We start from the raw sequence: 23,877 nt of genomic DNA, 5'->3' as shown, positions 1-23,877 counted from the left end.
CACGCCCCTGTCGAACGCCCTGATTGAGCGGATCCGCGAGCCCGGAGCCGGGTTATTCATCCGGATCAGGCTCCCCGACGATGGCCGCTAACTCCAAAACCTTTCGCCTCAGATTCTCTACCTTGCCGCCTAAAAGCCGATCCTGCCGATGCGCCATCAACAAAATGGCATTTAGCACCTGGTCTGAATGGCGAGCCAATACCACGAGGTGTCCGGTCCAACGCATGTCCGCTTCTCTAATCGGCCGTTGAGGTCAAGCACTTTCGGACTACTCACCGCTGCAATGTCGATGTCGCTCGCGGGCGTTCGAAGGTTCGTCGAGCAGCGGAGCTGAAGTCCTTTACCGTCGCAAGGATGGAGGCGAGTTCTGGGCCGCTGTCTTCATCAGCCCGGTTCGTGATGAGGGCGGTGACATCGTTCAATATTTTGCATCGTTCGTCGATCTTACCGAACATAAGGAGGATGAAGCCCGGTTAAAGATGCTCATCGACGAGTTGAACCATCGCGTAAAGAACACCCTTTCAACGGTACAATCGATTGTTTGGCAGACATTGCGAACGACTTCCGATCCCAAAGTCATCCGGGAATCCATCGAGTCCCGACTGTTTGCGCTCTCCCGCTCGCACGACCTATTAACCCGTGAAAAATGGGAAGGTGCAGGACTGCTCGATATCATTCACGATGCATTGGAGCCATTCGGGGTCTCAGGGGGCGGGCGGATCGTATTGCTGTCACGGGTGAGAACATGCGCTTCCCGCCAAAATCAACCTTGGCCCTTGGCATTGTGTTCAACGAGCTCGCGACGAATGCCGTGAAATACGGTGCATTGTCCAACGCGGCGGGATCAATCCTGATAGAGTGGACGATGGAGACCACACCGACAGGACAGCGGCTTCTCCTGAACTGGAAGGAGAAAGATGGTCCCCCCGTCACGACACCGGCACATAAGGGATTTGGATCGGGGGTGATCGAGCATGGCCTGGAAGGCACCATACATCTCGACTACAGGCCGGATGGCCTTGTCTGCACGATGGACATTCCCTTACCAAGAGGTACTCGCGAGGGATAAGTTGCTTTCCGGTCGGCGGGTTATGACTCCCAATCGATCGTTGCAAAAAAGAAGATGCGCCGGGCCATACAAACAAAAACCGCCCCCGTGAGGGCGGCTTTTGGATCGATGTCAAAAGTTAGTATTTAAACTCCGGCATGGCCTTCAATTCATCCTTGGTGGCGTTATACACCGCGTGATCGGGATACCAATGCTTACTGGCGCTGGTTGTGGTGGTTGTCGTGGTGGTAGTCGCGGCACCGGTGGTGGTTTGCGTAGTGGCGTCTCGAGCGGAAGTAGTGGCAGGCGCGTTCGCCGGTGCAGACGTTGTTGAGGCAGTTGTCGACGTCACCGGCTGGTCTACCCACTTCAGCTTATCGAAGCCGACTGCCACGTAGTGCTCGCCCAAGCCGAGAACGCCGCCGACCCCTAAAATGACATTGGCCACTTTGCCTGACCTATCTAAAATCACCTCGTTGATGTCGCCGATCTTCTCGTTTGCTTCATTGTACACATCGATGCCGGCGAGCTTGGACGCGCGCCATTCACCCTCCTTGTGCGTGGTAGCACTGGTAGTGGAATCCGCTTGGTTTGTGGCTGTTTGCGCCGACGCCGCACCGGTCATCCACGCGGTGGCCAGCAATGCTATTGCAAGACGTTTGGAAATCATGATGTTCCTCCATTGTTTAAGAGGCAATAACGCGGTGGGACTTTGGTTCCAGCGGCGGAAATTTCCGTCGCGGCAAGGTCTCTGAGAAGCGGCTGACGCTGTTCCGATGATGCAATCGGGCTCGACCTAAGCGGGGCCGTTAAATTGATTGAAATCGTACATGGATGTGCACCGGGCGAAACGTTGCGGAGCGATAACTCGGAGCGGGAAGCCTTGCCAGTCGCCCGCGATGGCGAACGGTAGATGCCGAATGCACGGTGGCCCTTCGCCGGGTGCACCGAAGGGCAATCGGAATGCTTACAAGCATGGGCGCTATCCGAACACCATCTGGCATGTGTCTTTTGGAGATATCTCGGGCGACAGCGTTGGTTTCGCGCGTGTAGACCTTTGCGGGCCTCGGCTGAGGCCCCAGCCTGCTGCGCCCGGCGGCCAACCAATTCCGTTCAGCCAAACGGGCGCAACACTTGTGTCCGGCACTCGGCCAAGCTCATACGGAGCCCCCCGATTGGCCAGACCGGCGAGCCCGGCGGGAGTTACTCCTCGAGATCTGGATCGTAATCATGAGGCTCGCCGACAATAGCCGCCAACTCGAACACCTTTCGCCTCAGATCCTCGACCTTTCGGGCTAAAAGCAAATCCCGCCGATCCGCCATTGATAGAATAGGTTGCTTGGTCGTCGTCGCGGCTTTTGAATCGCCAGCTGTCGTTGCCGGTCTCGACGATGTCGCAGTGATGGGTCAAGCGGTCGAGCAGTGCGGTGGTCATCTTGGCGTCGCCGAACACGTTGGGCCATTCGCCGAAAGCAAGATTGATGGTGACGATGATAGGCGCGTTCGTAGAGCCTGCTGATGAGATGTAATGCAAACCGACGACGGGGTTGGCTTTGGTAAGAAGACAGTCGTCTTAGGAGTATGAAGAGGCCGGCCTTCCGCACCGGACCATGCGACGGGTGCTGTAAGGCGCCTACACGTTGATCTCGCCCGCGGCCCGCAAAATCGCTGCAATGGCTGCCTTGGCTGCCGGCGACGAGGTTCTCCCTCGCAAACGCACGATGCCCGTGCTCGACGGCGGCGACAGCCAGCCCTGCACGACAAGCCGGACGAGCGCGCCGGATTCTAGCTCCTCCCGTACCGCCGCGTCCGTCGCACCCAGAACGGTATCCGTGGTGAGCGCGACTGTCTTGAGCATGCCGTAGTTGTCGCACTCGAGCGCAATGGTGGCCTCCTGGCCCTCAGGCAGGCCGAGCAGGGCGGCCAGTTCAACCGTTGAGGGGCTCAGCAGCGTAGGTACCGCAAGACCGTACGCCCAGACTTCCTGCAGCGTATGCTCGCGCCCAGCCAGCGGATGGCCTGCCCGCACATACAGGTTGGCCGGTTGCCCCCCGATCAGCTGGATGTCCAGCGCGGCATCCCTGGGCACGTCGCGCACATCGGCGGCAAAGAACTCGATGTTCTCGGTACGCAGGCTCTCCAGCAACTGCACCCAGTTGCCGACCTCCATGCGCAGCGCCACCTGCGGGTGCTGGCGGCGCAGCGCCACAAGCGCGCGTGGCATCAGGGTGGCCGTCAACAGCGGCCCTACACCGAAGGCCGTGTCGCCGAGCTGGCTGTCGCGGTAAAGATCCACGTCGCGCTGCAGGCAACGTGCCTCGAACAGCAGCTTGCGCGCCCGCTCGATGACGAATTCGCCGGCCGGGGTGGGGCGGACCTCACCAACGTCGCGGTCGAACAGGCGGATACCCAAGTCGCTCTCGATGGCCTGGATGCTGCGGCTGAAGGCCGGCTGGCTCAGATGGGCGGCTTCGGCGGCGCGGGCGAAGTGCAGGGTGTCGGCAAGGGTGACGACGTGGCTCAGGCGGCGCAGATCCATCGTAATGCGCTCCATGCATCAGAATGATACGAATTATGCATTGGACGCATTGTGATGGCACTCCTAAAATCGTTCTCACGATAAAAAACATGAGAGCGATAGGAGACGCCCACATGAGCTCGCAACTGCAATACCTCCTGATCGGCGCCTGCATCCTGGGCTTTGCCGCCATGGAGTTTATCACCCGGCGCTATCAGACCACCGTGCAAGACAACGCGACAGCCAACGACACCTGGCTGGAGGTGCTGATGTTCGTCAGCCTGATCGCCATCACCCAGCCGATCGCACTCCTGGGCAGCAACGCGCTGTGCAACTGGCTCATGCCCGCGCAGCACAACGCCTGGGCCAACCTGCCGTGGTGGGCCATGGCCGGCCTGCTGCTGATCGGCGATGACCTCACGCAGTACCTCTGGCACCGCGCCTCGCACACGCCGCTGCTATGGCCGCTGCACCGCGCGCACCACAGCGCAGCCTACATGAGCGTGCGCATTACCTACCGCAACAACTTCTTCTACTACCTGATGATGCCGGGCCTGTGGATCGGCGGCGTGGCGGTGTATCTTGGTTTCGGCCCGATCTATGCGGCGTACCTGGTGATCAAGCTGGCGATCATCCTGGGCGCGCACTGCGCCTGGGCGTGGGACGCGCCGCTGTACCGCATCCGCGCGCTGCATCCGCTGATGTGGGTGCTGGAGCGCACCATCTCCACGCCGGCCACGCACCGCGCGCACCACGCGCTCACCAACGAAGATGGCATCGGCCACTACAAGGGCAACTTCGGCAACCTGCTGTTCTTCTGGGACGTGCTGTTCGGCACCGCGCATATCACACGCAAATATCCGGCCAAGGTCGGCCTGCAGGACGACATCCTGTTTGGCCCGGAGCGCTGGACGACGCAGATGTTCTACCCGCTGGTCCACTCCAAGCGCGAGCATTCGGCGCTGCGCTCCGGCGGCTATGGCTTCACCGAAGCCGACCTACAGACCGAAGCTAAACAGGAGGCCGCATGAACGACCGCGCCAGGTTCGACGTGCTGGTTGCCCCCCGTGTGGGTAGCGTAATCGAGGCGCAGCAGCAGGCGTTCGCGATGCCTCGGAAGGAGCTAAAATGCGTAACCATCTAGTCCGCGAGCGGCCTCTTGGCCACGCCGAGATGACCCGAATGGAAACTATCATGCTTGCGGTTGGGTGGAGCACCGCGCTTGTGGCGGTCTTCATCCCACTCATTGGTATTGGTTAGGAGAAGGCGATGATCGTCTGTTCTTGCAATGTGTTCAGCGACCATCAGGTGCGGTCAGTGGTCGCAAAAGAGGAGCGACGGCCCCGTATGAGCGAGGTGTATGCCTGCCTCGGATGCAGCGCCCAGTGCGGCCGCTGCACTCACGCTATCAAGCGGATCATGGATGAAAGGCCCGGCTCCGTTCATGCGAACGCAAGCATGCACTAACTTGGAGTTGATAAAGTCACGGTCACGCGCGCGCCCTCGTTATTTCGCTTGGGGGACACGCGAAAACCAAGAGAAAGGGAACATCATGAACGTGCCCGTCAATTCCCATTCGATCGACATTCCCACTGAATTTCAGTCCTGCTTTGACAAGCAGCGCGCGGCTTATCTGGCGGCGCCGGAGCCATCCTATGCTCAGCGCATTGCTGATTTGAGATCGCTGACGCGTCTCCTGAAAGACAACAAGGACAATTTGGTCGCAGCGATCAACGCCGACTACGGCAACCGGTCTGAATTCGAGACCCTGTTTGCGGAATATTTCGTTGTCCTGGAGACCGTCGCCGACGCAGTCAAACATTTGAAGAAGTGGATGAAGCCGGAGCGTAGACACGTCGACTTCATGACCTATCCGCTCGCGCGAAATCGTGTCATCCCGCAGCCGCTCGGCGTTGTCGGGGTCATCGTTCCCTGGAATTTTCCGCTCAATCTCAGCTTCTGCCCGCTCGCAGCGATTCTGGCGGCCGGCAATCGAGCGATGGTCAAGATGTCGGAAAATTCAAAAGCGCTCGCCCAGGTTCTGATGCGCGTTTCCCCAAAGTATTTTCCGATCGAGAAGCTTGCCTTTTTCGAGGATGGCGGCGGACGAGGACCGGGATTCTCGTCATTGCCCTTCGACCATCTGTTGTTCACGGGATCCGGTGCTACCGGTCGCTCGGTCATGGCCAACGCGGCCCGCAACCTCACCCCTGTCACGCTTGAACTGGGCGGCAAGGCACCTGCGATTGTTGGGCCTGACTTCCCGGTCAAAACAGCGGCGGAGCGCATTCTCTGGGTGAAGATGTTCAATGCCGGTCAGATCTGTACGAATGTCGACTACATGTTTCTGCCCAAAGGAAGTGAGGACGAGTTCGTCCGCCATTGCCGGCGACTGTTTGCCGACCGCTTCCCGGACATCAACGGCCAGGACTACACGTCGATCATCGATGAACGGTCTTTCACGCGGCTGCAGGCGACGCTGGAGGATGCCCGCACAAAGGGCGCGGTCCTGGTCAATCTCGCGGAACAGCAGATTCCGGACGCGAAGCGTCGCAAATTTGCACCGCATCTCGTGCTAAATCCGACGGAAGACATGATTGTCATGCAGCGCGAGATCTTTGGCCCGATCTTGCCGATCAAGACGTATGCAGATCGGCAGGAGGTCGCCGACTATATCAATAGTCACGACCGCCCGTTGGCAATCTATCCATTCACTCACAATGCCGAGCTGCGCGACTTCTACATCTCGCGGGTCATGTCGGGTGGCGTATCGGTCAATGAAGCTCTCCTGCACGTCGGCCAGCACGACCTGCCATTCGGTGGGGTCGGGGCGAGCGGCATGGGCCATTACCACGCGCGCGAGGGGTTCAACACCTTTTCAAAATTGCGCCCGGTCTTCTACCAGGGCCCTCTGTCGCCGATCCAAATGCTATTTCAGCCGCCCTACTCCGGCCGCCCAATGAGCGTCCTGCAGACGATGATCAAGTGGAAGACGTGATGCGTGACGTGAGCATGTCTGGGGTAAGCGGACATGGTGAGGAGCCAATGGCGGACCCCTGCGTCAATGCGCGACGCACAAGGAGAATTAGCGGCGCGTCAAAGCCACCTTCCGAAGATCCGCGATGATCGGAAATCCGTCGACCGCCATGAACAAATCGGCGTCCGCCAGTGGACGATGATGAGCGTAAGGTGGAACTGATCATGTTTCGACATTACAGGCGCGCTTGATCCTCCTAACCATATGGCTGCGGCCTCGATTCATTCTCATTCGCGCGGAGACCACCATGAAGGGTAAAGTCGCTGTCATCACCGGTGCGCTGGGCGCGCTTGGCAAGGTGGTCGCCGAGGAAGCCCTTTCGCGGGGTGCGAGAGTGGCTGGTATCGATCATGCTGCGTCGCAGCTCGCGGCAACAGCCGAACGGATCGAACTCGGCCGCATCGACTTGACTGATGAAGCACAGGCGAAAAAAGCGATCGATGCCGCCGCCGCTCATTTCGGCGCGATCGACGCGCTGATCAATATTGCCGGCGGATTTACCTTCGAGACTATTGCCGACGGCGATCTCAACGCCTGGCAGCGCATGTACACTCTCAATGTCGAGACAGCGCTGAACGCCTCGCGCGCGGCGATCCCGCATCTTCTCAACTCGCGGGCGGCCCGCATCGTCAATATCGGCGCGATGGGCGCACTGCAGGCCGGCTCCGGCATGGGTCCTTATGCGGCGTCGAAGGCGGGCGTGCACAAGCTGACGGAGTCACTTGCTGCCGAGCTGAAAGGCAAGATCACCGTGAACGCGGTGCTGCCCTCGATCATCGATACCGCGGCAAACCGCGCCAGCATGCCGAAGGCCGATCCCGCCAAATGGGTCGCGCCGAAGGAACTCGCCGATGTTATCCTTTTCCTGGCAAGCGACGCCGCCAGTGCCGTCACCGGCGCGCTGCTGCCGGTCAACGGACGGGTCTGACGCGCGCTTACGCCGCTACCAGCTTCCGAAGCACCGCCCGAAACCGAATGCTCCGCTTGCCTGCCAGCGCGGTGGCTTCGCATTCCGCGCCCTCGATCGTTGCGTTGAGCGCAAGGAGGTTGGTCTGCTCCGCAATCGATGTGATGAGCTTGACGACATCACCGATCCTATTTCCCGCGGCTGATAGGTCAGCCATCCGTTTGTCCGATGTCTCGGCTTGCTTGACAGCCTCGGCCGTAACACTGTTCGATTCCTGAACTCGGCGGCTGATCTCTACGATCGATTCGGATAGCTCGTTCGAAGCGGTAGCAATGCTACGAACATGCTCCGAGGCTTCTCTACTGCCCACGGCAGATTTGTCCGACATATTTGCTGTCGAACGCGCGGTCATCGCGAGCTGCCGCGCATCGTTTTTGAATTTTGTCGAAGAACTGAGCACCCGCTCGATGATGCCGCCGATCTCGGTTCGGAAGCTTTCCACAAACCTATTGAGTTCGGCCTTGCGGTGATCCATGGCGCATTTTTCAGCGCTGATGCGTTCGACCTCAAGTTGCCGGCGCTCTAGCCGATTATTCTTGAAAACGTCGAGGGTTCTCGCGATTGCGCCGACTTCGCCGTGGCGATCGGCGTGCTGGACCTCAACGTCCGTTCTACCTTCGGCGAGTATAGTCAAGGACTCCGTCACGGCCCTGAGCGGCTTGGTGACACGGCGGACCATCAACATGGTGATCCCGAGCACCAGCAAAGCAGCAACGGCGGCTGCGATGGCCATGGCCCACGGGGCCTGCGACAACATGTTGTCCAGCTGAGCTGTGGGGATGCCAACATAGGCGATGCCGATCACCTTGCCGGCGGTTATGACAGGAGTCCGCCATTGGCGGAGCGCCGGTCAGGCCTCAGGTGCATGCCAGAAACCCTTGGTTAGCCATCTAAGTCCATGCTCTTTAATCAATAATGTTTGGTCCAGCTAAGCTCGTTCCAGCTACCCATGTGTCAATGACCTCAAAGTTGCTGTGGAACGCAACAAGATCGGCGCGATAACCAGGCGCGATTGCCCCTAGTACGGTTTCTAGCCCGAGGAACGTTGCAGGTGTGCGAGAGGCCATCGTCAAAGCATCAGCAATGCTTAACCCGAGCAGTGTGACTGCGTTACGCACCGCCTTCATCATCGTCAAATGGGCGCCGGCGAGTGTACCGCCGGGACCGGTCAGGCGATCTCCTTGCAGCGTAATGCGTCGGCCCTGCAGCAGAAAGTGCTGCTGATCCGTGCCGATCAGTGGCATCGCGTCAGTGATTAACATTAAGCGGTCGCGTCCTTTGCAGCGCATTGCAACGCGCAAACTGGCAGGGTCAACGTGAATGCCGTCGCAAATAATCCCGGCAAATAGCCGCTCGTCGTCAAGGGCGGCCCCAACTACGCCTGGCTCGCGGGCGGTGAGTTGGGACATCGCATTGAAAAGGTGCGTGATGCCGGTAAGACCACGATCCGCAGCCTGCGTGATTTGGATTGCGGTCGCGTCGCTATGACCGGCCGCCACGCGAACTCCCGCGTGGGTGAAATTATCGATCAGGGATTCCGGCACGCATTCCGGAGCCAGGGTCACCAGAGAGCGACCGCATTTGCTGATACTGTGCATCGCGGCAAGATCGCGTCTGCTCGGCGAGCGAATTTCGGATTCGAGATGAATGCCTTTGCGAGCCTTGTTGAGTGCAGGGCCTTCCAGGTGAAACCCGAGTACGCCAGGGATTTGCACTGATGCCAGTGCCACCGCAGCGAGGCGCTCCATCACCTCTGTGCGATCGGTGATCAAGGTTGGTAGGCAGCCGGTCGTTCCCGTCCGGCGGTGAGCCTCGACGATGCGGCGCACGCCTTCTTCGGTTGGCTCATCATTGAGGAGAACGCCGCCACCGCCATTAATCTGGATATCTATGAGGCCGGGCGCGAGGATTGCATCCGCGGGAAGCGCGATTGTCGCGGGCGATGACGCGTCTCCCTGGCCTACACTCTCGATAAGACCCTTTGAAACCGTGATCAGGGAAGGCCCTCGCATCGAGGTCCCATCGAACAGTTGCCGCGCGGCGATGGTGAAGGGGTTGGAATAATCCATGACGTTTTTCCACTCGTGCTATTGTACTATCCAAACGGGTCGTGACCAAGCTCGCGGAGCGATAGGGTCCAGAGGTTTGAACCGGCGAGCACAAGCTTCCATGGACCCGCAACCGAGTTCTTGCGTTGGAAAGTGATGGTGACGGCGGGCGCGGCGGCGGTCGGAGGCGGCCAAGTCCGCGCTTCAAGCCCGTGAGATGAGCGGATCATTCGATGGCAACCGAAGAAGTGGACCCTCGCTTTGCTGATCTCGACGCGTGGTCAATGCCGTCAGCGATGGAAGCGATGTGGGAAGGTCAGCTCGCTGCTGTTGCCGCCGTGGGGAGAGCCCTCCCTGCCATTACCGAGGCAGCAAACGCAGCAACCGAAGCGCTCGGCGATCGCGGCCGTCTGATCTATGTTGGCGCCGGCACCTCTGGCCGGGTTGCCGTGCAGGACGGGGCGGAGTTGACGCCGACCTTTGCTTGGCCCCAAGAGCGTGTCCACTTCATCATCGCCGGCGGGGAGAGTGCATTCGTCGCCAGCGTCGAAGGTGCCGAAGACGACGTCGCCGATGCAGTCAAGCAAATCGATGCTGCGCGCCTCTCGCCGCACGACGTGGTGATCGCGGTGGCCGCCAGTGGCACGACCCCGTTTACCGTCACTGCGCTCCAGCAGGCAGGCATGTCCCGCGCGGTCACCATAGGCGTGGCCAACAATCACGGCACTGCGCTGCTTACATCAGCGAAGTATCCGGTGATGGTCGAGACGGGACCAGAATTGATCGCCGGATCGACCCGGATGAAAGCGGGCACCGCGCAGAAAGTCGTGCTCAACCTGATCTCGACCGGCATCATGCTGCGCCTCGGCCGCGTCTATCGCGGCATGATGGTCAACATGCAGGTGACGAACGCGAAGCTGAAGCGTCGCGCGGAGGCTATGGTTGCCCGTATTGCCGGCTGCAGCGAAGCGCAAGCTGCTTCTGCGCTCGCGCAGACCGATGGGGATATCAAGATGGCTGCCCTCGTGGTACTGGGATATGAGGTGACGGAAGCTGCGAGCATCCTTGCGAACCACAAAGGCAACCTCCGTCGTGTATTTGACGATCTCAGCTGAGGAACGGAGCGGCCTGACAGTCTGGCCTGGAGTTGAATAGGCAGCCCGTGAGCGACATTGGACCTACTTTTTCCGCGATGATGCGAGAGACTTGCGAAAGCCCCGATGTCGTCTCGCAAATCCTCCGCAGACGCCATGCCATCGCCGACGTTGCAAGACGCCTGGATATTGGAGCGGCGCCGCTCGCCGTCTTTTGCGGTCGCGGAAGTTCCGGCCACGCTGGGGTGTTCGTCCGCTACCTCATTGAAACGCGGCTCGGCCTGCCGGTTTCGGCCAGCGCTCCTTCGGTGAGCACGGCGTTTCGCAAGCCGCTGAGTTTGCGAAATGCCCTGTTCCTCGTGATCTCGCAATCAGGGCGCAGCCCCGATCTGGTCGCAGCAACGGAGTCTGCGCGAGCCGCGGGTGCTCGCACTGTTGCGATTGTCAATACGACGCCCTCTCCTGTAGCGGAAGCCGCCGAGTTCGTGGTGCCAATCGGAGCGGGCCCTGAACATTCCGTCGCCGCGACCAAGACGGTGATCGGCTCGATGACAGCAGCCGCTGAACTCATTGCGGAATTGGCCGATGATGCAGCGCTCAGGTCGGCGCTCGACCGACTACCAGAGCGCGTTCGCCGCGCGCTCTCGCTGGACTGGCGCGAAATGTCCGACGATCTCGCCGGAGCATCCGCCGTATTTGTCGCTTCACGAGGTTTTGGCCTGGGGTCGGCTCGCGAAATTGCACTGAAGCTTGCCGAAATCCTGCGGTTGCCCGCTCTTGGATTCAGCGCTGCCGAGCTGCAACACGGGCCTCGCGCGGCGTTGTCATCGAGAACACCGGTGATCATGATGCGCCTGAGGGATGAAACTGCTGCCACAGTAGATGCACTCGCGACGGAGTTGCGCGAGAGCGGGATTGCGGTGCATCTGTGCGGCGGTCCGCGCAGCACGCTGCCGTGGCTCGGGGACGACGACCCCGCAACTGACGCGATCGCCATGTTGGTTCCAGCTTATCGCGCAATTGAACGTCTCGCTCGAGAATGGGGGTTTGACCCGGATCGTCCACCCCAATTGAGCAAGGTCACAAAGACGTTTTGACGGGCGACGTTAAGGCCGTCATGCCTCAGTGTCGGCGGCAGGTCCCAAACCGGTAGTCCGTTTCTGGCGGATACTGTTGGCACCACATACGGCAGCCGTTCTTGAGGTGAGAGCTCATATCTGGAAGTTCCTGGGTTGATTTGAGCATCAAGCCTGACGTCGTTCCAGTCTCCCGCGCAGTCTTGGCTACACGCTCGACATTTTCGGAGACGTTGAGAATACTTTGGGCGGCAGCCTGCACGCCCGTTGCAATGCTTTTAGTTGCAGCGTCCTACTGCTCGACCGCGGACGAGATCGAGGTTGTTATTCCACTGACGAGGTCGATCGTCACCCCGATCGCCTTGATCGCGCCGCCGTGGCGATCGGGTTTTGCGCGGCGAGTGTGATTTAGCCGGGCCCGCCGCCCAGAGAGCCCGCCATTTGCGACGGGGCAAGTCTGGGAGAAAACAATTGTCGCAGGCGTAGGCTGATCAGTGCCGCCCGCCTTCAGGTTATTTGGTCCAAGCCGAGTAGGCCGCGCAGGCCGCGCCAGATAAGGTGGCTGCGATGCTGACAGCGAGCGTAGCCATCAGGAGCGGCTCGTCATCATTGAACGCCAAGTAGCTCGGGTCGATAAAGACCAGCCAGGCGACGTAGACACACGCCAACAAAATCCCAAGTCTTTCGAGTGTTCGCATGACCGTATGCATCGCTTCAACAGTGCCAACCCCATTTGCTGAGACAGCGGCGGAATATCGATGTTGCTGGGGCTGATAGGTCAGGGTAGCTGCAGTTTCCGGTTGAGTTCGTCAAAGACAGGGCCTTGCGCATACCGCGCGCTACCCCTGCACCCAAGTGATCTTGTTGGCCTCTGGCTCGCGCCCCGCGGCTACCAATGGCCCCCAGCCCAGCTGGTGGAGCGGGATTGATAGCTATTGCAACCCAGCAAAGCTCGGCGCACGCCTCCAAACCTTACATTAGAAATTCGAGCAGTCTGATCGCCCGCTCGACAGCCTCATCGCGTTACAGCGCGAGCCGTTCGCTATGTGGCCCCCCGAAGCTGTAGTCCTCCGGAGGCCTTCGGATCGCACAGAGTTGGGCACTTCTGCCATCCCTGTGCCTCCTAGAAACTACGAATCAAGCGCTCGCGGGCAGCTCCTCTTCTTCCTCCTTTGCCAAAACCCGAAGCATCTCGACACCGATCTCGCCTTCATGAGGTGAGGTTATGAACTTGATCTCCTCGCTCCTCCTTTGGAGGGCGCCGATGATCGCGAGCGCCTCAACAGCCGTCTTGGCATCGGCGGCCGAAACGGGTTGCGTGTTCATCGTGCTGAAAAAAATTGTGTATGGCATCTCTCTTGACCTTGCTTTGCGCGCACCATGTCAGCGGCTTACGGCAGCAATAGGACAAGGGCACTCTTTTGAGAGTTCCCAGGCAGGAACTAGCGCCGCAAGTACGACGGCCTCGGCTGCTGGTTTAACGCTCCGGTTTGAACCCGGCAGCACTTCTGATCATGCGCCCCTGAGCGCGCCGACGGCGAGCCACCGCTAACGCCTTCAAACGGGAGCCGACAGGATCCCATCTTAGTTAGCGCGGTTACGCGGCAACCATCATTCGCTGATCAGAGATTATGGAAGAAGTAGGCCTTCGGCCCACCCGAGCCGGTGATAACCGCTAACGCCACCTCTCTCGCATACGCGCAGCGATATCGATGCGAGGGGCAACCCGACCTCCGGTTACGCTCATAGCTCCAGCCGGCTTCGGCCAGCTGCACCTCTCGAACAGCGGCAATAGCACCTCAGGAATGAACCGCGTTCGCGAAGCATAGAGGTGACGATCGCCTTGCGCATTCTGGCCACGAACAAAAAAGCGCTGCGGGACCAGGAGATGCAGATCGTCCTTGGCGCGAGTCATCGCAACGTAGAGCAGACGTCGCTCTTCCTCCAGTTCCTCAGTGGTGCCGGCGCCAAGATCGGACGGGATGCAGCCGTCGACGACGTTAAGAACATAGACGGATTTCCATTCCTGGCCTTTCGCCGAATGGATCGTGGACAGGATCAAAAAGTCTTCGTCGAGCAACGGAACGCCGGCCTGATCGCTGGTCGTGTCCGGCGGATCGAGTGTCAGTTCGGTCAAGAAACGTTCACGCGAAGGATAGCCGCTTGCAATCTGCTCGAGCTGGATCAGATCGGCGTGTCGAACTTCTGCATCTTCATGAATGCGCTCTAGATGCGGCTGATACCACGCGCGGGCGAGTTCGAGATCACTCGGCCATCGCGAGACGCGAAGATTCGCAACCGCCTCGACAAAGGTGAGCCAGTCATCGCCGGCGCGCGCCGGCGGCGGCATATCAATCAGCACCGCCAACGGATCAGGGGAATCGGCCATCCTGTCGAGAACGCGCTGCGCCGAGGAAGGCCCCACGCCCGGAAGCAGATGGAGGGTCCGAAAGCCCGCGATGCGGTCCCGCGGATTCTCGACCAAGCGCAGGATGGCCAGAACATCCTTGACGTGGGCGCCCTCCAGGAACTTCAGCCCGCCGAATTTCACGAAAGGAATGTTGCGGCGGGTCAGCTCGATTTCGAGCGAGCCACTGTGCGAGGACGTGCGGAACAACACAGCCTGCTGCTTTAACAGACAGCCCTGTTCTCGATTGGCCAAAACCTGCTCGACCACGTAACGGGCCTGGTCCGCCTCGTCGCGCAGCGCAACAAGCTGCGGCTTTTGTGATGACACACGATCGGTCCAGAGGTTTTTTGTAAAGCGTTCTTTTGCGAGCCCGATCACGCCATTGGCCGCAGCCAGGATCGGCTGGGTCGAGCGGTAGTTTCGGTCCAGTGTGATGATTTCGGCGCGCGGCGAGAACTGATCGGGGAAGTCGAGAATGTTGCGCACGGTCGCGGCACGGAATGAGTAGATCGACTGCGCATCGTCGCCGACGACCGTCAGACCTTCGCCATCATTCTTTAGCGCCAGCAGAATCGTTGATTGAACGCGATTGGTGTCCTGATACTCATCGACCAGGACATGATCAAAGCGGCTGCCAATTTCCTGCGCAAACGCAGCTTCAGACATCAACTGGGCCCAATACAAAAGCAGATCATCGTAGTCGAGCACCTGCTGAGCCTGCTTCGCCGCGACGTAGGCTGCAAAAAGCTGCTTCAGTTCAGCTGCCCAGCTGGCGCACCAGGGGAAGGACTGGCCCAGCACCTGCTCAAGCGGCTTTTCCGCATTCACGCATCGGGAATAGATCGCAAGGCATGTGCCCTTGGCCGGAAAGCGACGTTCGGTCTTCGAAAATCCCTGCTCATGTCGAACCAGGTTCATCAGATCAGCAGAATCCTCGCGATCGTGTATGGTGAAGGCGGTATCTAGGCCGATCCGTTCCGAGTATTCCCGCAATAGGCGAGCACCAATGCCGTGAAACGTGCCCGCCCAAACGAGGGCATCGGTCAGGACAGACGAATTGTCGCCCAGGACCTTGCGCGCAATCCGCTCGACCCGGCGGGCCATTTCTGCAGCGGCGCGGCGAGAGAAAGTCATCAGCAAGACGCGGCGAGGATCGGCACCGTTGACGATCAGGTGCGCAACCCGATGGGCCAGCGTGTTGGTTTTGCCGGATCCAGCACCGGCGATAATCAGGAGGGGCGGTCCGACCGTCTCGTTTTGCCGCACGCCATGCTCGACGGCGCGTCGCTGCTCCGGGTTCAGTCCTTCCAGATATGTTATCGCAGCTTGAAGCACGAATCGCCCCTCGCCTTGAGAATCAGGGATTCGGAGGGGAAGTGCAATGCGGGAACATCAGCCGCGGGCTGGCAAACTCCCGACCAGGTTCTGTTTACCTGACGCGTTCGCAAACTAGGCGTTTATGGAATAACCCGGCCAATGGCCGATCCGCCGCGCATCCGTCTCCACGCCTAACGCTTCGACAGCCCTTTAAAGGACCCGTAACAGCCCTTCCCACGTGATATCGCGATATTCGATCTCGGCAACGAAATACGGCTCGACCCAGGTCGCTTTTAGTTTGCGGACCGGTTTCGTGAACTTGGATCTGAGGCTAACGACAGTCTCGAGCTGCTTGCGGATTTGAGCGGAGATCGTTCGATTCCATCCCGTCCCGACCTTGCCCATATAGATGAGCTCTTTGCCTTCCCGCTTGCCGAGATAGAGCGCAGCAACGCCCGAAGGGTCTTTGACGAATCCGACCACGGGAAATTCGCCCCTCTGGACCGTTTTGATTTCGAACCAGGCCTCGTTCCGGTCTGACCGATACCGTGCATCCGTTCGCTTTGAGATGATGCCTTCAAAGTTCAGCCTGGCGGCGTGCTCGAACATTCTTTGGCCATCGCCAATGAGATACTCGCTGAAATGGATCGGCTGCTCGATGCTGTGCTCATCGAACAGTTCTCGCAACAGACGTTTGCGCTCAAGCTGCGGCCTTTTTCGGAGGTCCTCGCCATCGAGCCATAGCAGATCAAACACGTAGTACTCCAGACGATCCTGGCGACCTGCGGCCAGTTCCGCCTGCAATTCGGAGAAATTAGTTCGGCCATCGCGGACGACCACCACCTCGCCATCGATGATCGCCCGCCCAGGAATATCGAACGCGCCGGCAATGGTGGAAAACCGTTTCGTCCAGTCGAGGCCGTTGCGCGTATACGCGTTCTTCTTTCCGCGGTTCAGATGAATCTGGACCCGGTAGCCGTCGTATTTGATTTCGTGAATCCACTGCTCGCCCGAAGGTGCTTTCGACTTCAGAGTCGCGAGCTGAGGCGGGCTCGAGGATACTGACGAAGTCGACACCGCCACCGTTCTGGAACCTGAGATGTCTCCGGCCGAGCCGGCACATCAAGTTTAATGGTGCGACGAGGTGATGTCCGGCACACAACTTGGCATCCGCGTAGCGCTTCATAGAAGCTGCTGCCGGATGCCAAATTGCGCATATATCGCGCGCCCGGAACGATCGCATATCCCACACCGTAGTCTGATGCTGTCGGTTCAGGGAGAGGGATTCAAAACGCGCGGCCTGGAATCCGTTCTAATTTCAACAAAATCAGGTGTCGGACTAACTGAAACGGTACGAAGGCTTTGGAGAAAAATCCATTCTCCAGCGCCGATCGAGAGCAACTGAGGCGGCCAGCCAAATTCTCCGGGACGAAGAGCCGAGCAAATTCCGCGGGATTTTTGCAGTTTTCCAAGCTCGAGGTACGGCGAGCTTATTTATAGTGGCGGAGAGAGTGTCCGTTTTAATTGATTGATGATATTTACATTTTCGGCGATTTTACGGAACTACCCACAAATCTACCCACGAAGCCGCTCCGATTTCGCTTCGTTCAGTGAAGCCAAGCCCCCGACAATTGATCGCAGCAAATGCGCGCTCGTCCACAAAAACGTGAGCGCCAGCGTCCATTGGAGCGCGCGTTCGGGCGTCGGCTGCCACGCTCCGATCGCTAGGGCCAAGCCGGCAAGGAAAACTGCGAGACACGCCAACGCCCGCACTGTGATTTCAGTCCGACGTACCCAGCCAAATTCGGCCTCAATACGTTTTTCTAGCAATTGACCGAGAGTATCCATGGGAGACCTCGCCAAACGGAATGCCAGGCGAGGCTAAATGAAACCTGAAGCAAAAGCGACTGCTGGTTCGTGGACCCGCGGTCAGGCCTACGGATGGGCGCGACGCGCCGGGCCTTCTTCAGCCGTCGAGCGTCATGCCAGCGCTTTGATGATCCAATTGCAGACCGTGGAAGGCTGCATCACGTTCATTCCCGCCGGCGTTGCGCTGCCAGCCTTTGCCGTCTTGTTGTCGTTGGCCGTGCCGCTGACAGAACCGATGGTGATGTTGGACGACGCGTTGTTGATGACGATGGTCGCAGTGCCTTGCGGCCCAGCGATGTTGTTCGCTGAGTATGCGTAGGAGCCTGTACCAGCGATGGTTCCACCAGACACTCCATGCGTGTGCTGGTTGTCCTTCAGGTACACGGCATGATCGTGCTCGATGAGCTCACCAGTTGCCATGACGTGCTTCGCTTCGCCAACCGGCGCGGCGGCCGGATCGGTGAGCGTCAAATGGGTAACAAGGCCGCGTGCGCTCAACCCGCCCATCGTGCTCTTGCCGACGGGGACGACTTCGCGCCAATCGGGCAGCCCAAATGTTGTAGAACCGTCGCCGACCCCAAACTTGACCCCCAGCAAAGTGAACAAATCAGAGTAGACCGTGCGGGATACGGTTTGACCATTCATCCATAGATAGCCCGACGACGGCAGCGTATCTAGCAGCCACGGGATTGGCGTGCCGATCGGCAGCGGGATATTCGAAATGTTGCCCTTGTGGATCACGTCGTTACCGCCAACCTTCGGCGTAACCTCAAACGTCACGGCCCCCGTGTCGCGCGCGATCGTGAGCGAGGTTCCGAGCAGCGAGCCAAGATCGTCATAGCGGTTGATCTTGAAGAGCGAGCCGGCGTTGCTGCCACCCTCCGCGGTGGCGTCGGCGCCGATATCCCAGCGCAACAAGTCCGCCGACCTGATCTTGATTAGCCGCGCGTTGCCGGCGGCCTTTTTCAGGCTCACGCCAGTGACAAGCGCGTCGTCGTTGGCGTCCCGGGTGATGAGCGTTCCTTCGCCCGAGGGGCCGCACAGTGCATCGATTATATCAAGATTGTCGTTGAGCTTATCGCCCCACGTGTCGTCTGACGCGCCGATTTCCGGCAGCGTCATGTTCAGGAACGCGGTGAAGGTATCAGCCATTCTGTGTTTCTTAGTCCTGGTCTCCTATGTTAGCGGCGCCTAGGTCTCTTCCTGCCTTGAGGAAGCAGACGCCAATTCGAGCAAGTGCACTTGCTCATTCAGTTGTCGCGGGCAAGGGCGGCCTGTTGTTTGATCCAAAAAGAAAACCAGAATGCCTGCACCAACTTCAATACTCGGACGTCGTGTCTTGGGTGGCCGACCACATGCGGCCGGTGCCCCGCTGCAATCCGCGAGAAACAGAGTCTCATCTGCGCCGCGGCTTCCTCGCGTGCATCCGGCCAATCAATGCCTTCTCCGCCACTAAGAAACTCCCTACCGCCTACCACGTACGCAGGAACCGCACACGCCAGAAGCGGGCGCTCATCGACCTGCGCAATGATCCTGCTTGCCAGATATCCGGGCGCTTTCCGTTCGTGGCTCGATATCTCTTCGGCGGTCACATCAATAACTCGCATTTCATAGGCTGCGAGCTCTTCAAGACTCAATTGAGCAAGCACGTGCGCAATGGCGCGCGACGGTGTGATGCGAATACGATCCAAGTCCGGTGTTGCGATGTCGGGGGGCATCTTCACTTTCGAAACTCCGGCCGCGCATCGTAAATCGAACGGTCGAAATACCCTGTTGGATCGGGCGCAGCCCGGTCGAGAGCACGCAGCATGAACCACAGCTTTTCAACTATCCGGTGGCCTCGCGCAGAATGGGCGCTCGGTCTCCTGGCAAATCGCTCCCCTGTGGCGATGCGCGCGAAGTAGAGCGTAACCTGCACCAAGACTTGATCGCGGATTTCCGGCCACACCGCCTTTGCGGTACGCCCATCGTCATAACGAGCGCCCCTCGCCTCCATGCGCTCGCGCAGCAAATCTGTTCCGTTAGTCATCCCGGGGTGGATGGAATAGGCATGGCTACTACCTCCCTCGACCAGTGAGGCAAGCGCGAGTGCGAGAGCGCCCGGCCGGCGCGCCTCTGCCTGGGCAATACCTTCAGCAAGCTGGCGATCAATCTCCGCTTCAAGCTCTGCCATCCCGGCAGGGCCAAGATTTGCAATAGCGTCTTGCAGAGACCGCTTGACCGGGTCGCGAAAGTAGAATTCGAACGGAACGCCGTTAGACGTGGCAGACAGCTTCACCATTCGATCTCTCCATCAATAGTCCGGCCTTCCACCACCTTGGCGTTATGGCCGTTCGCAAGCTGCACGGCCTGCAAGTAGAGTTGCTTGATGTCCGGGTACTCCACCGTCTGTTCGATCGCCTGCGTCGGGCGCCCATACGCGCGGTTCAGAATTTCTTGAGCCGCGGCGAGCGCCGTCCGCTCATCCTCGCTCCCAACGAGCTCGCAGACGCGCTTGAACGCCTCTGGAGCGTGTTGGCGCGCAAGGCTCTTGATCTCTTCTACGATCTTGGGCCGGCCGCTGGGGTTGGGCGTGAAGCCGGGTAGCCACCGCCCGCCTGTGTCTCTCTCGGCGACTTCATTCATGCCGAGCACCCGGCGTGTTCGGGCGTGTTAGCACGCCGCGTTTTGAGGCTGTTCCGGTGTGAGGGCAAAATCCGCACTCGGGTTTCGTCAGCCATCACAGCCGCGGAGCGGCCCGGCCTATATACCCTCCTATTTGCTTCTATCACTGACTTGAAAAATAGCCGGAACACCGGAACAGAAGCATGGATTGTGCTTGCAACATAGACTCTTACGCTGTGAGGGCTCGCCCACACAGAGGCAGAACATGCCCGCACAAAATGAAGCCCGAGCGGCATCGACTTACAAAAACTCAACTCCGGTCGATATAATTTCATACCCGCGACGGCAGTCATGCTCCGGTCCTTTCCGTCTGTGAGCCTTCGGCTTCAAGGCGCTCACGGAGCCGCTCGGGCGGTAACTGCGCCAGCAAATCTGCGCTGCCCTTCGCCCACACCTGCCGGACTTTCGAACCTATCCTGACGCGGCGCACTGCCTTGAACCCCTCCGCCTTCAGCGCCGCGACCGCATGGCGGTCGATCCCGTCGGGGGCTGCAAAGTCTTCTCGGGCAACGGTGATGAGGCCTTCCGCGGTGATAATCGTGCGCCCGTGCATAGGCTCGCCTTCGCCGAATTGGGCGCGCAACCATCTAAGCGCAGGAGGCTGGGCCCGGTCCAACATCTGCTGCTTTGCATCCGTTGTCGGCGGCCGGGCACCGGGATTGAACGTGGATACGTCGCGGCTCTTCAGCCAGCCGGCCACCTTTGCGGCGCCCTGCTCTTCGTTGATCCAGCGATAAAAGGCCGTGTAGTAGGTTTCCGGGAGCGGCTCTTCAAGATGGCAGCGATGCACCCAAAACCGGCGGTCGTCCGGGTCCAGCGCGATGGCGTCGTCATAGTTGGTGAAGAAAATCCATGTCTGTGTATTCGGGATGGCGAACGGCTGCTGGTTTTTCTTGTTGATCACCACGTGGTCGGGTGGCGCGGCGATCCAGTCTTTAAGCTGGTTGTAAATCTCCCGCTTTGCGAAGTTCATCATTTCCGAAACCACAATAATCTGCGCCTGAAGGAACTGCGTGAATTCGCTCGCGAGCTCCTGCGGCTTCACCAAAGAGACGTTGTGTCGGCCGGCCGCTCGCAGCACAGGCGCTATCACCGTGTCTTTACCTACGCCCTGGTTTCCCAGAATGACGGGCGCGTGGTTGATCTTTACGCCCGGGTGCTGCATCACGAAGCCGAAGAAATTTAGGAAGTGCTCGCGCGCGGGGTCGCCAGGCTCACCGAAAAGCTTGGTGACGTGCTCAAGCCACGGCGCCACCATTTCGTCTGTCACGCCCTCAAGCGGCGCGACGGGCGAGGGGCGCCAGAGGTTCACCGCGCGCACCTTTACACCGCTTTGGTTTTCATCTTCGATGAGCACAGGACGCCCAGGGCGGAACGTGGCAATCTGCGCTTTCTTCGCGCCGCGCGCGTTCTGGAAATGCGCTTCCGCGCTCTTCACGCCCGTGTTTCCGAAAGCCGCAATCTGAACGTTGGCAGCGTTAAGCGCGCGGCCCGAAAGCGCGGCGCCCGTCTCCAATTCGATATAGCGTTCTAGCTGCTGAACCCACACATAGCGCGAAATCATCTTTTCAAGCGGCGTCTGCGCAATCATCGCATCGCCGTCTTCGTCAAAATCCTCTTGCGCTTCGCCGTCGAATTTGCCCGTTGCCTTGGCCGTGGCAAACAGCCAGGCCGCGCCAAGCGCCGCGTCGTTGATGCTATCCCAGCGCTTGCGCACGTAGTCGGGGCGAATGCTGTCGTTGTTCATTGCCCATGCCAGAACGTCCGAATAGTAGTCTTCCCGCTTCGGCCCGAGGGCCGCCTTGATCGCCGCTAGCGCAGTCACGAAGTCGTCGTGAGACGGCAGCGTGTCGGGGCTGTTCGGCCATACCTGCAACGCTTCAAGCACCAGCGACGGTTTTGAGGCCCACAGCGACGCGTCGTCCAAACCCTTGCGCGTGCTCGGCACGCCCGAACCGGCAAGCGCGCCTTTCTGGATTTCGCCCCACCCCTTTTTATGCACCAGCCCCCGCAGCGCCGTGAAAAATCCGTCGATTGCGTCGCTGGTGATTTCCGCGAGCTCCGCCGGTCCGCAGTCGCACGGGCTTTCGTTGTGGCGCCAGAGGTACGCGCCGCCCTTCGGGTGCGGGCCCTCAACAACATACTGTTGGCCGAACGCCAGGAGCTCGGCGGCGTGCTTCACGCCCTGCGCGTCTTTCCACGCCAAGCGCGTCTTTCGAATGGTGTCGTGCCCTTCGGCGACGCGGTACACCATGAGGCGCCGCGGTGAGCCTTCGCGCACGCGCACGGGCGCCATTCCGAAATGCTCAAGGGCCAGGCTCTCGATTGCGCCGGCCATCGCTTCGCTCTCAACGTCGATATCGAGCCCTGGAAACTTGCGGCCCTGTAGCCCGACGCTGGCGCCCCACAGGATATATTTTTTACATTCGGCTACGGTTGAAAACCGCTCTTCGGGCCATTTGCCACCGAGCCCCGACCATGTGCCGTCCGAATTCCGCACTCCGGGGGTTTTGCCGCGGTGCCGGTCTTTGACCTGTGAGCCCGAGGAAATCTTCGCGTGCGGCGGGATGATCGGCAAGAGATCAGACAGGAAGCCAGCTTCCGCCCATTTTCTGAAGCCGCTCTTGTCGGAGAGTAGCGGCCTATCGCCGTCGCTTTTTTGCTGGTGGTCCAAAAGTCTCCCTATGAATTCCTTTCCTTCAGTACAGTTGTTGGGGCGCGCTCAGGCGGTCGCCACGCTGCGGCGCTCCGATATCCGTTCAAACACCCCGTCGACCAGCAGCGCGAGAACGCGTGCGGTTGGCTCAGTCAAATTGTCAGGGCAAGGGAAGTAGGCTCGCGCGAAGTCGCCGTCGCTCAACTTTCTGACCGCTACAATCCAATCCGCTGCCGGCGCCGCGTCAGCAAACTCACCGTCCAGCACGGTGCGCACATATGTAGCGCGCGACGGATGCTGAGCGAACCAATTATGGTCTGTGGCCGCAGCTATTTCTAGCGCCATACGACCCGGCGTACTTCGCGCAGCTATGTTGAGCGCATCTAAGGCAAGCCCACCAACGCACCCTCCACGTTCTCTGGCGGTACGCCGGGCAGGCGCCCGATGGTTTCCGGAAGTCATTCGGCTCGGCTCTCAGGCCACCTTTGCCACAGTCTTGCTGTCGAGCCAGGTTTTCAGTTGATCGTATTTGATGAGCGTGCGGGTTCCCACTTTACAGACAGCGAGCTCATTTTTTTTGATCGCTTCGTAAAGTTTCGTGCGGCCGAGGCCCGACACCTTACAGGCGTCGTTTACGGTTACGGTGATGGGCAGCATTTGGATTGGTCCGGGGGCGCCGATCGCTTGATCGCGCAGCGCTATTGCCGACAGCATGGTGTACGGGCGGACGAGAACAAACATCGGCGCGCTTGTCCTGTCAACGTGCCACGCGCCGAACCAAGCCGTGGCGACGACGAAACTTTACTTTAACTCAACTGTCAGCGGCCACGCTTTCAAAATTCGCCTGAGCAATTCTGATGTTGCTTGGAGGCGCAAATTTCGGAGGTGGCAGCAAAAATATTTTTGTGGGATGCACGATCTGTGAGGCTTAGACGCTCACCGCGGCAGCCGCCTTCGCGCTCAAGCCGTCTTTTCAACCTGCTGGTCGACCCAAACGCGCGGAATCAGCCGGCGCCTTCCAATGCCGATGAAAGGCACCTCTTTGCGTTCGATAGCGCGGTAGAGAGTTGCAGCGCCAACACCCAAGATCGCTGCCGCTTCCCGCACCGTGTAGGTCCGTCGCGGCTCAGAGGACGCCCTCTGAGCCGCTGAAGCATCACCGCTGTTCTCCAT

At 59.6% G+C, this 23,877-nt stretch carries 25 protein-coding genes and 1 pseudogene; 9 read left to right on the top strand and 17 right to left on the bottom strand.

Features of this window, described 5'->3' with window-relative positions:
• The first annotated feature begins 278 nt into the window (after window positions 1-278).
• Together QOU61_RS02995 and QOU61_RS02990 are read left to right on the top strand one after the other, a co-directional pair.
• The gene (locus QOU61_RS02995; RefSeq protein ID WP_289662203.1) at window positions 279-815 is read left to right on the top strand and encodes an HWE histidine kinase domain-containing protein; all 537 of its coding nucleotides are present in this window, start codon (window positions 279-281) and stop codon (window positions 813-815) included.
• Entirely contained in the window at window positions 746-1,069 is a 324-nt protein-coding gene (locus QOU61_RS02990) for a sensor histidine kinase (protein WP_289656657.1), read from the top strand. The genes QOU61_RS02995 and QOU61_RS02990 overlap by 70 nt, the downstream gene beginning before the upstream one ends.
• 118 nt (window positions 1,070-1,187) lie before the next feature.
• Here QOU61_RS02990 and QOU61_RS02985 read toward each other — a convergent pair whose 3' ends face one another.
• Window positions 1,188-1,718 carry a PRC-barrel domain-containing protein gene (locus QOU61_RS02985; RefSeq protein ID WP_289656656.1) on the bottom strand — a complete coding sequence of 177 codons (531 nt, stop codon included), beginning with the start codon at window positions 1,716-1,718 and terminating at the stop codon, window positions 1,188-1,190.
• A gap of 160 nt (window positions 1,719-1,878) precedes the next feature.
• On the opposite strand from QOU61_RS02985, the gene QOU61_RS02980 reads away from it, so the two are divergent.
• The gene (locus QOU61_RS02980) at window positions 1,879-2,298 is read left to right on the top strand and encodes an HGGxSTG domain-containing protein (RefSeq protein ID WP_289656655.1); all 420 of its coding nucleotides are present in this window, start codon (window positions 1,879-1,881) and stop codon (window positions 2,296-2,298) included.
• On the opposite strand, the pseudogene QOU61_RS37320 reads toward QOU61_RS02980, so the two are convergent.
• A pseudogene (locus QOU61_RS37320) lies at window positions 2,277-2,577 on the bottom strand (ATP-binding protein); the annotation flags it as partial. The gene QOU61_RS02980 and the pseudogene QOU61_RS37320 sit on opposite strands and share 22 nt — an antisense overlap.
• 104 nt (window positions 2,578-2,681) lie before the next feature.
• Window positions 2,682-3,587, bottom strand: coding sequence for a LysR family transcriptional regulator (locus tag QOU61_RS02970; RefSeq protein WP_289656654.1), 906 nt, complete (start codon window positions 3,585-3,587; stop codon window positions 2,682-2,684).
• Window positions 3,588-3,700: 113 nt separating this feature from the next.
• Here QOU61_RS02970 and QOU61_RS02965 point away from each other — a divergent pair, with 113 nt between their 5' ends.
• The 4 genes from QOU61_RS02965 to fabG all read left to right on the top strand — a co-directional run bounded on the left by QOU61_RS02965 (window position 3,701) and on the right by fabG (window position 7,531).
• Window positions 3,701-4,597, top strand: coding sequence for a sterol desaturase family protein (locus QOU61_RS02965; RefSeq protein WP_289656653.1), 897 nt, complete (start codon window positions 3,701-3,703; stop codon window positions 4,595-4,597).
• A 238-nt stretch (window positions 4,598-4,835) separates the two neighbouring features.
• Window positions 4,836-5,033: a (2Fe-2S)-binding protein gene (locus QOU61_RS02960; RefSeq protein ID WP_071909695.1), complete on the top strand. Its 198-nt coding sequence runs from the start codon at window positions 4,836-4,838 to the stop codon at window positions 5,031-5,033.
• A gap of 85 nt (window positions 5,034-5,118) precedes the next feature.
• Window positions 5,119-6,564, top strand: a complete 1,446-nt coding sequence (locus QOU61_RS02955) for a coniferyl aldehyde dehydrogenase (protein WP_289656652.1) — start codon at window positions 5,119-5,121, stop codon at window positions 6,562-6,564.
• 286 nt (window positions 6,565-6,850) lie between these two features.
• A complete protein-coding gene (fabG, locus tag QOU61_RS02950; RefSeq protein WP_289656651.1) occupies window positions 6,851-7,531 on the top strand; it encodes a 3-oxoacyl-ACP reductase FabG in 681 nt (226 codons plus the stop codon).
• 7 nt (window positions 7,532-7,538) lie between these two features.
• On the opposite strand, the gene QOU61_RS02945 is transcribed toward fabG, so the two are convergent.
• Both QOU61_RS02945 and nagA read right to left on the bottom strand, forming a co-directional pair.
• On the bottom strand, window positions 7,539-8,375 hold the full coding sequence (locus QOU61_RS02945) for a methyl-accepting chemotaxis protein (protein ID WP_502876877.1): 837 nt from the start codon (window positions 8,373-8,375) through the stop codon (window positions 7,539-7,541).
• 100 nt (window positions 8,376-8,475) lie between these two features.
• Entirely contained in the window at window positions 8,476-9,639 is a 1,164-nt protein-coding gene (nagA, locus tag QOU61_RS02940) for an N-acetylglucosamine-6-phosphate deacetylase (protein WP_289656650.1), read from the bottom strand.
• Between the two features lie 212 nt (window positions 9,640-9,851).
• Between nagA and QOU61_RS02935 the strand changes: the two genes are divergently transcribed.
• Both QOU61_RS02935 and QOU61_RS02930 read left to right on the top strand, forming a co-directional pair.
• Window positions 9,852-10,733, top strand: a complete 882-nt coding sequence (locus QOU61_RS02935; RefSeq protein ID WP_289656649.1) for an N-acetylmuramic acid 6-phosphate etherase — start codon at window positions 9,852-9,854, stop codon at window positions 10,731-10,733.
• A 47-nt stretch (window positions 10,734-10,780) separates the two neighbouring features.
• Entirely contained in the window at window positions 10,781-11,809 is a 1,029-nt protein-coding gene (locus tag QOU61_RS02930) for an SIS domain-containing protein (protein WP_502876876.1), read from the top strand.
• A gap of 491 nt (window positions 11,810-12,300) precedes the next feature.
• Here QOU61_RS02930 and QOU61_RS02925 read toward each other — a convergent pair whose 3' ends face one another.
• The 12 genes from QOU61_RS02925 to QOU61_RS37160 form a co-directional block, all read right to left on the bottom strand.
• Complete coding sequence (locus tag QOU61_RS02925) at window positions 12,301-12,486, bottom strand: hypothetical protein (RefSeq protein WP_289656648.1); 186 nt, start codon at window positions 12,484-12,486, stop codon at window positions 12,301-12,303.
• A gap of 439 nt (window positions 12,487-12,925) precedes the next feature.
• Window positions 12,926-13,141: a hypothetical protein gene (locus QOU61_RS02920; RefSeq protein ID WP_289656647.1), complete on the bottom strand. Its 216-nt coding sequence runs from the start codon at window positions 13,139-13,141 to the stop codon at window positions 12,926-12,928.
• A gap of 322 nt (window positions 13,142-13,463) precedes the next feature.
• Window positions 13,464-15,533, bottom strand: a complete 2,070-nt coding sequence (locus QOU61_RS02915; protein ID WP_289656646.1) for an ATP-dependent helicase — start codon at window positions 15,531-15,533, stop codon at window positions 13,464-13,466.
• A 192-nt stretch (window positions 15,534-15,725) separates the two neighbouring features.
• On the bottom strand, window positions 15,726-16,598 hold the full coding sequence (gene ligD / locus QOU61_RS02910; RefSeq protein WP_289656645.1) for a non-homologous end-joining DNA ligase: 873 nt from the start codon (window positions 16,596-16,598) through the stop codon (window positions 15,726-15,728).
• Between the two features lie 492 nt (window positions 16,599-17,090).
• Window positions 17,091-17,363, bottom strand: coding sequence for a hypothetical protein (locus QOU61_RS02905; RefSeq protein WP_289656644.1), 273 nt, complete (start codon window positions 17,361-17,363; stop codon window positions 17,091-17,093).
• A gap of 132 nt (window positions 17,364-17,495) precedes the next feature.
• Window positions 17,496-18,536, bottom strand: coding sequence for a phage tail protein (locus tag QOU61_RS02900; RefSeq protein ID WP_289656643.1), 1,041 nt, complete (start codon window positions 18,534-18,536; stop codon window positions 17,496-17,498).
• A gap of 98 nt (window positions 18,537-18,634) precedes the next feature.
• Complete coding sequence (locus QOU61_RS02895; RefSeq protein WP_289656642.1) at window positions 18,635-19,108, bottom strand: hypothetical protein; 474 nt, start codon at window positions 19,106-19,108, stop codon at window positions 18,635-18,637.
• Complete coding sequence (locus tag QOU61_RS02890) at window positions 19,105-19,665, bottom strand: hypothetical protein (protein ID WP_289656641.1); 561 nt, start codon at window positions 19,663-19,665, stop codon at window positions 19,105-19,107. Before QOU61_RS02890 ends, QOU61_RS02895 begins: the two co-directional genes overlap by 4 nt.
• Entirely contained in the window at window positions 19,659-20,009 is a 351-nt protein-coding gene (locus QOU61_RS02885) for a hypothetical protein (RefSeq protein WP_289656640.1), read from the bottom strand. The genes QOU61_RS02890 and QOU61_RS02885 overlap by 7 nt, the downstream gene beginning before the upstream one ends.
• Window positions 20,010-20,337: 328 nt before the next feature.
• The gene (locus QOU61_RS02880) at window positions 20,338-22,722 is read right to left on the bottom strand and encodes a DUF5906 domain-containing protein (protein WP_289656639.1); all 2,385 of its coding nucleotides are present in this window, start codon (window positions 22,720-22,722) and stop codon (window positions 20,338-20,340) included.
• Window positions 22,723-23,178: 456 nt separating this feature from the next.
• Entirely contained in the window at window positions 23,179-23,445 is a 267-nt protein-coding gene (locus QOU61_RS02875; protein WP_289656638.1) for an excisionase family DNA-binding protein, read from the bottom strand.
• 219 nt (window positions 23,446-23,664) lie between these two features.
• The gene (locus tag QOU61_RS37160) at window positions 23,665-23,877 is read right to left on the bottom strand and encodes a helix-turn-helix domain-containing protein (RefSeq protein ID WP_354142504.1); all 213 of its coding nucleotides are present in this window, start codon (window positions 23,875-23,877) and stop codon (window positions 23,665-23,667) included.

The sequence above is a fragment of the Bradyrhizobium sp. NP1 genome (assembly GCF_030378205.1).
Taxonomy (GTDB): Bacteria; Pseudomonadota; Alphaproteobacteria; order Rhizobiales; family Xanthobacteraceae; genus Bradyrhizobium.
The sequence above is the reverse complement of the archived record's forward strand: the minus strand, read 5'-3'. Positions and strand labels throughout refer to the sequence as shown.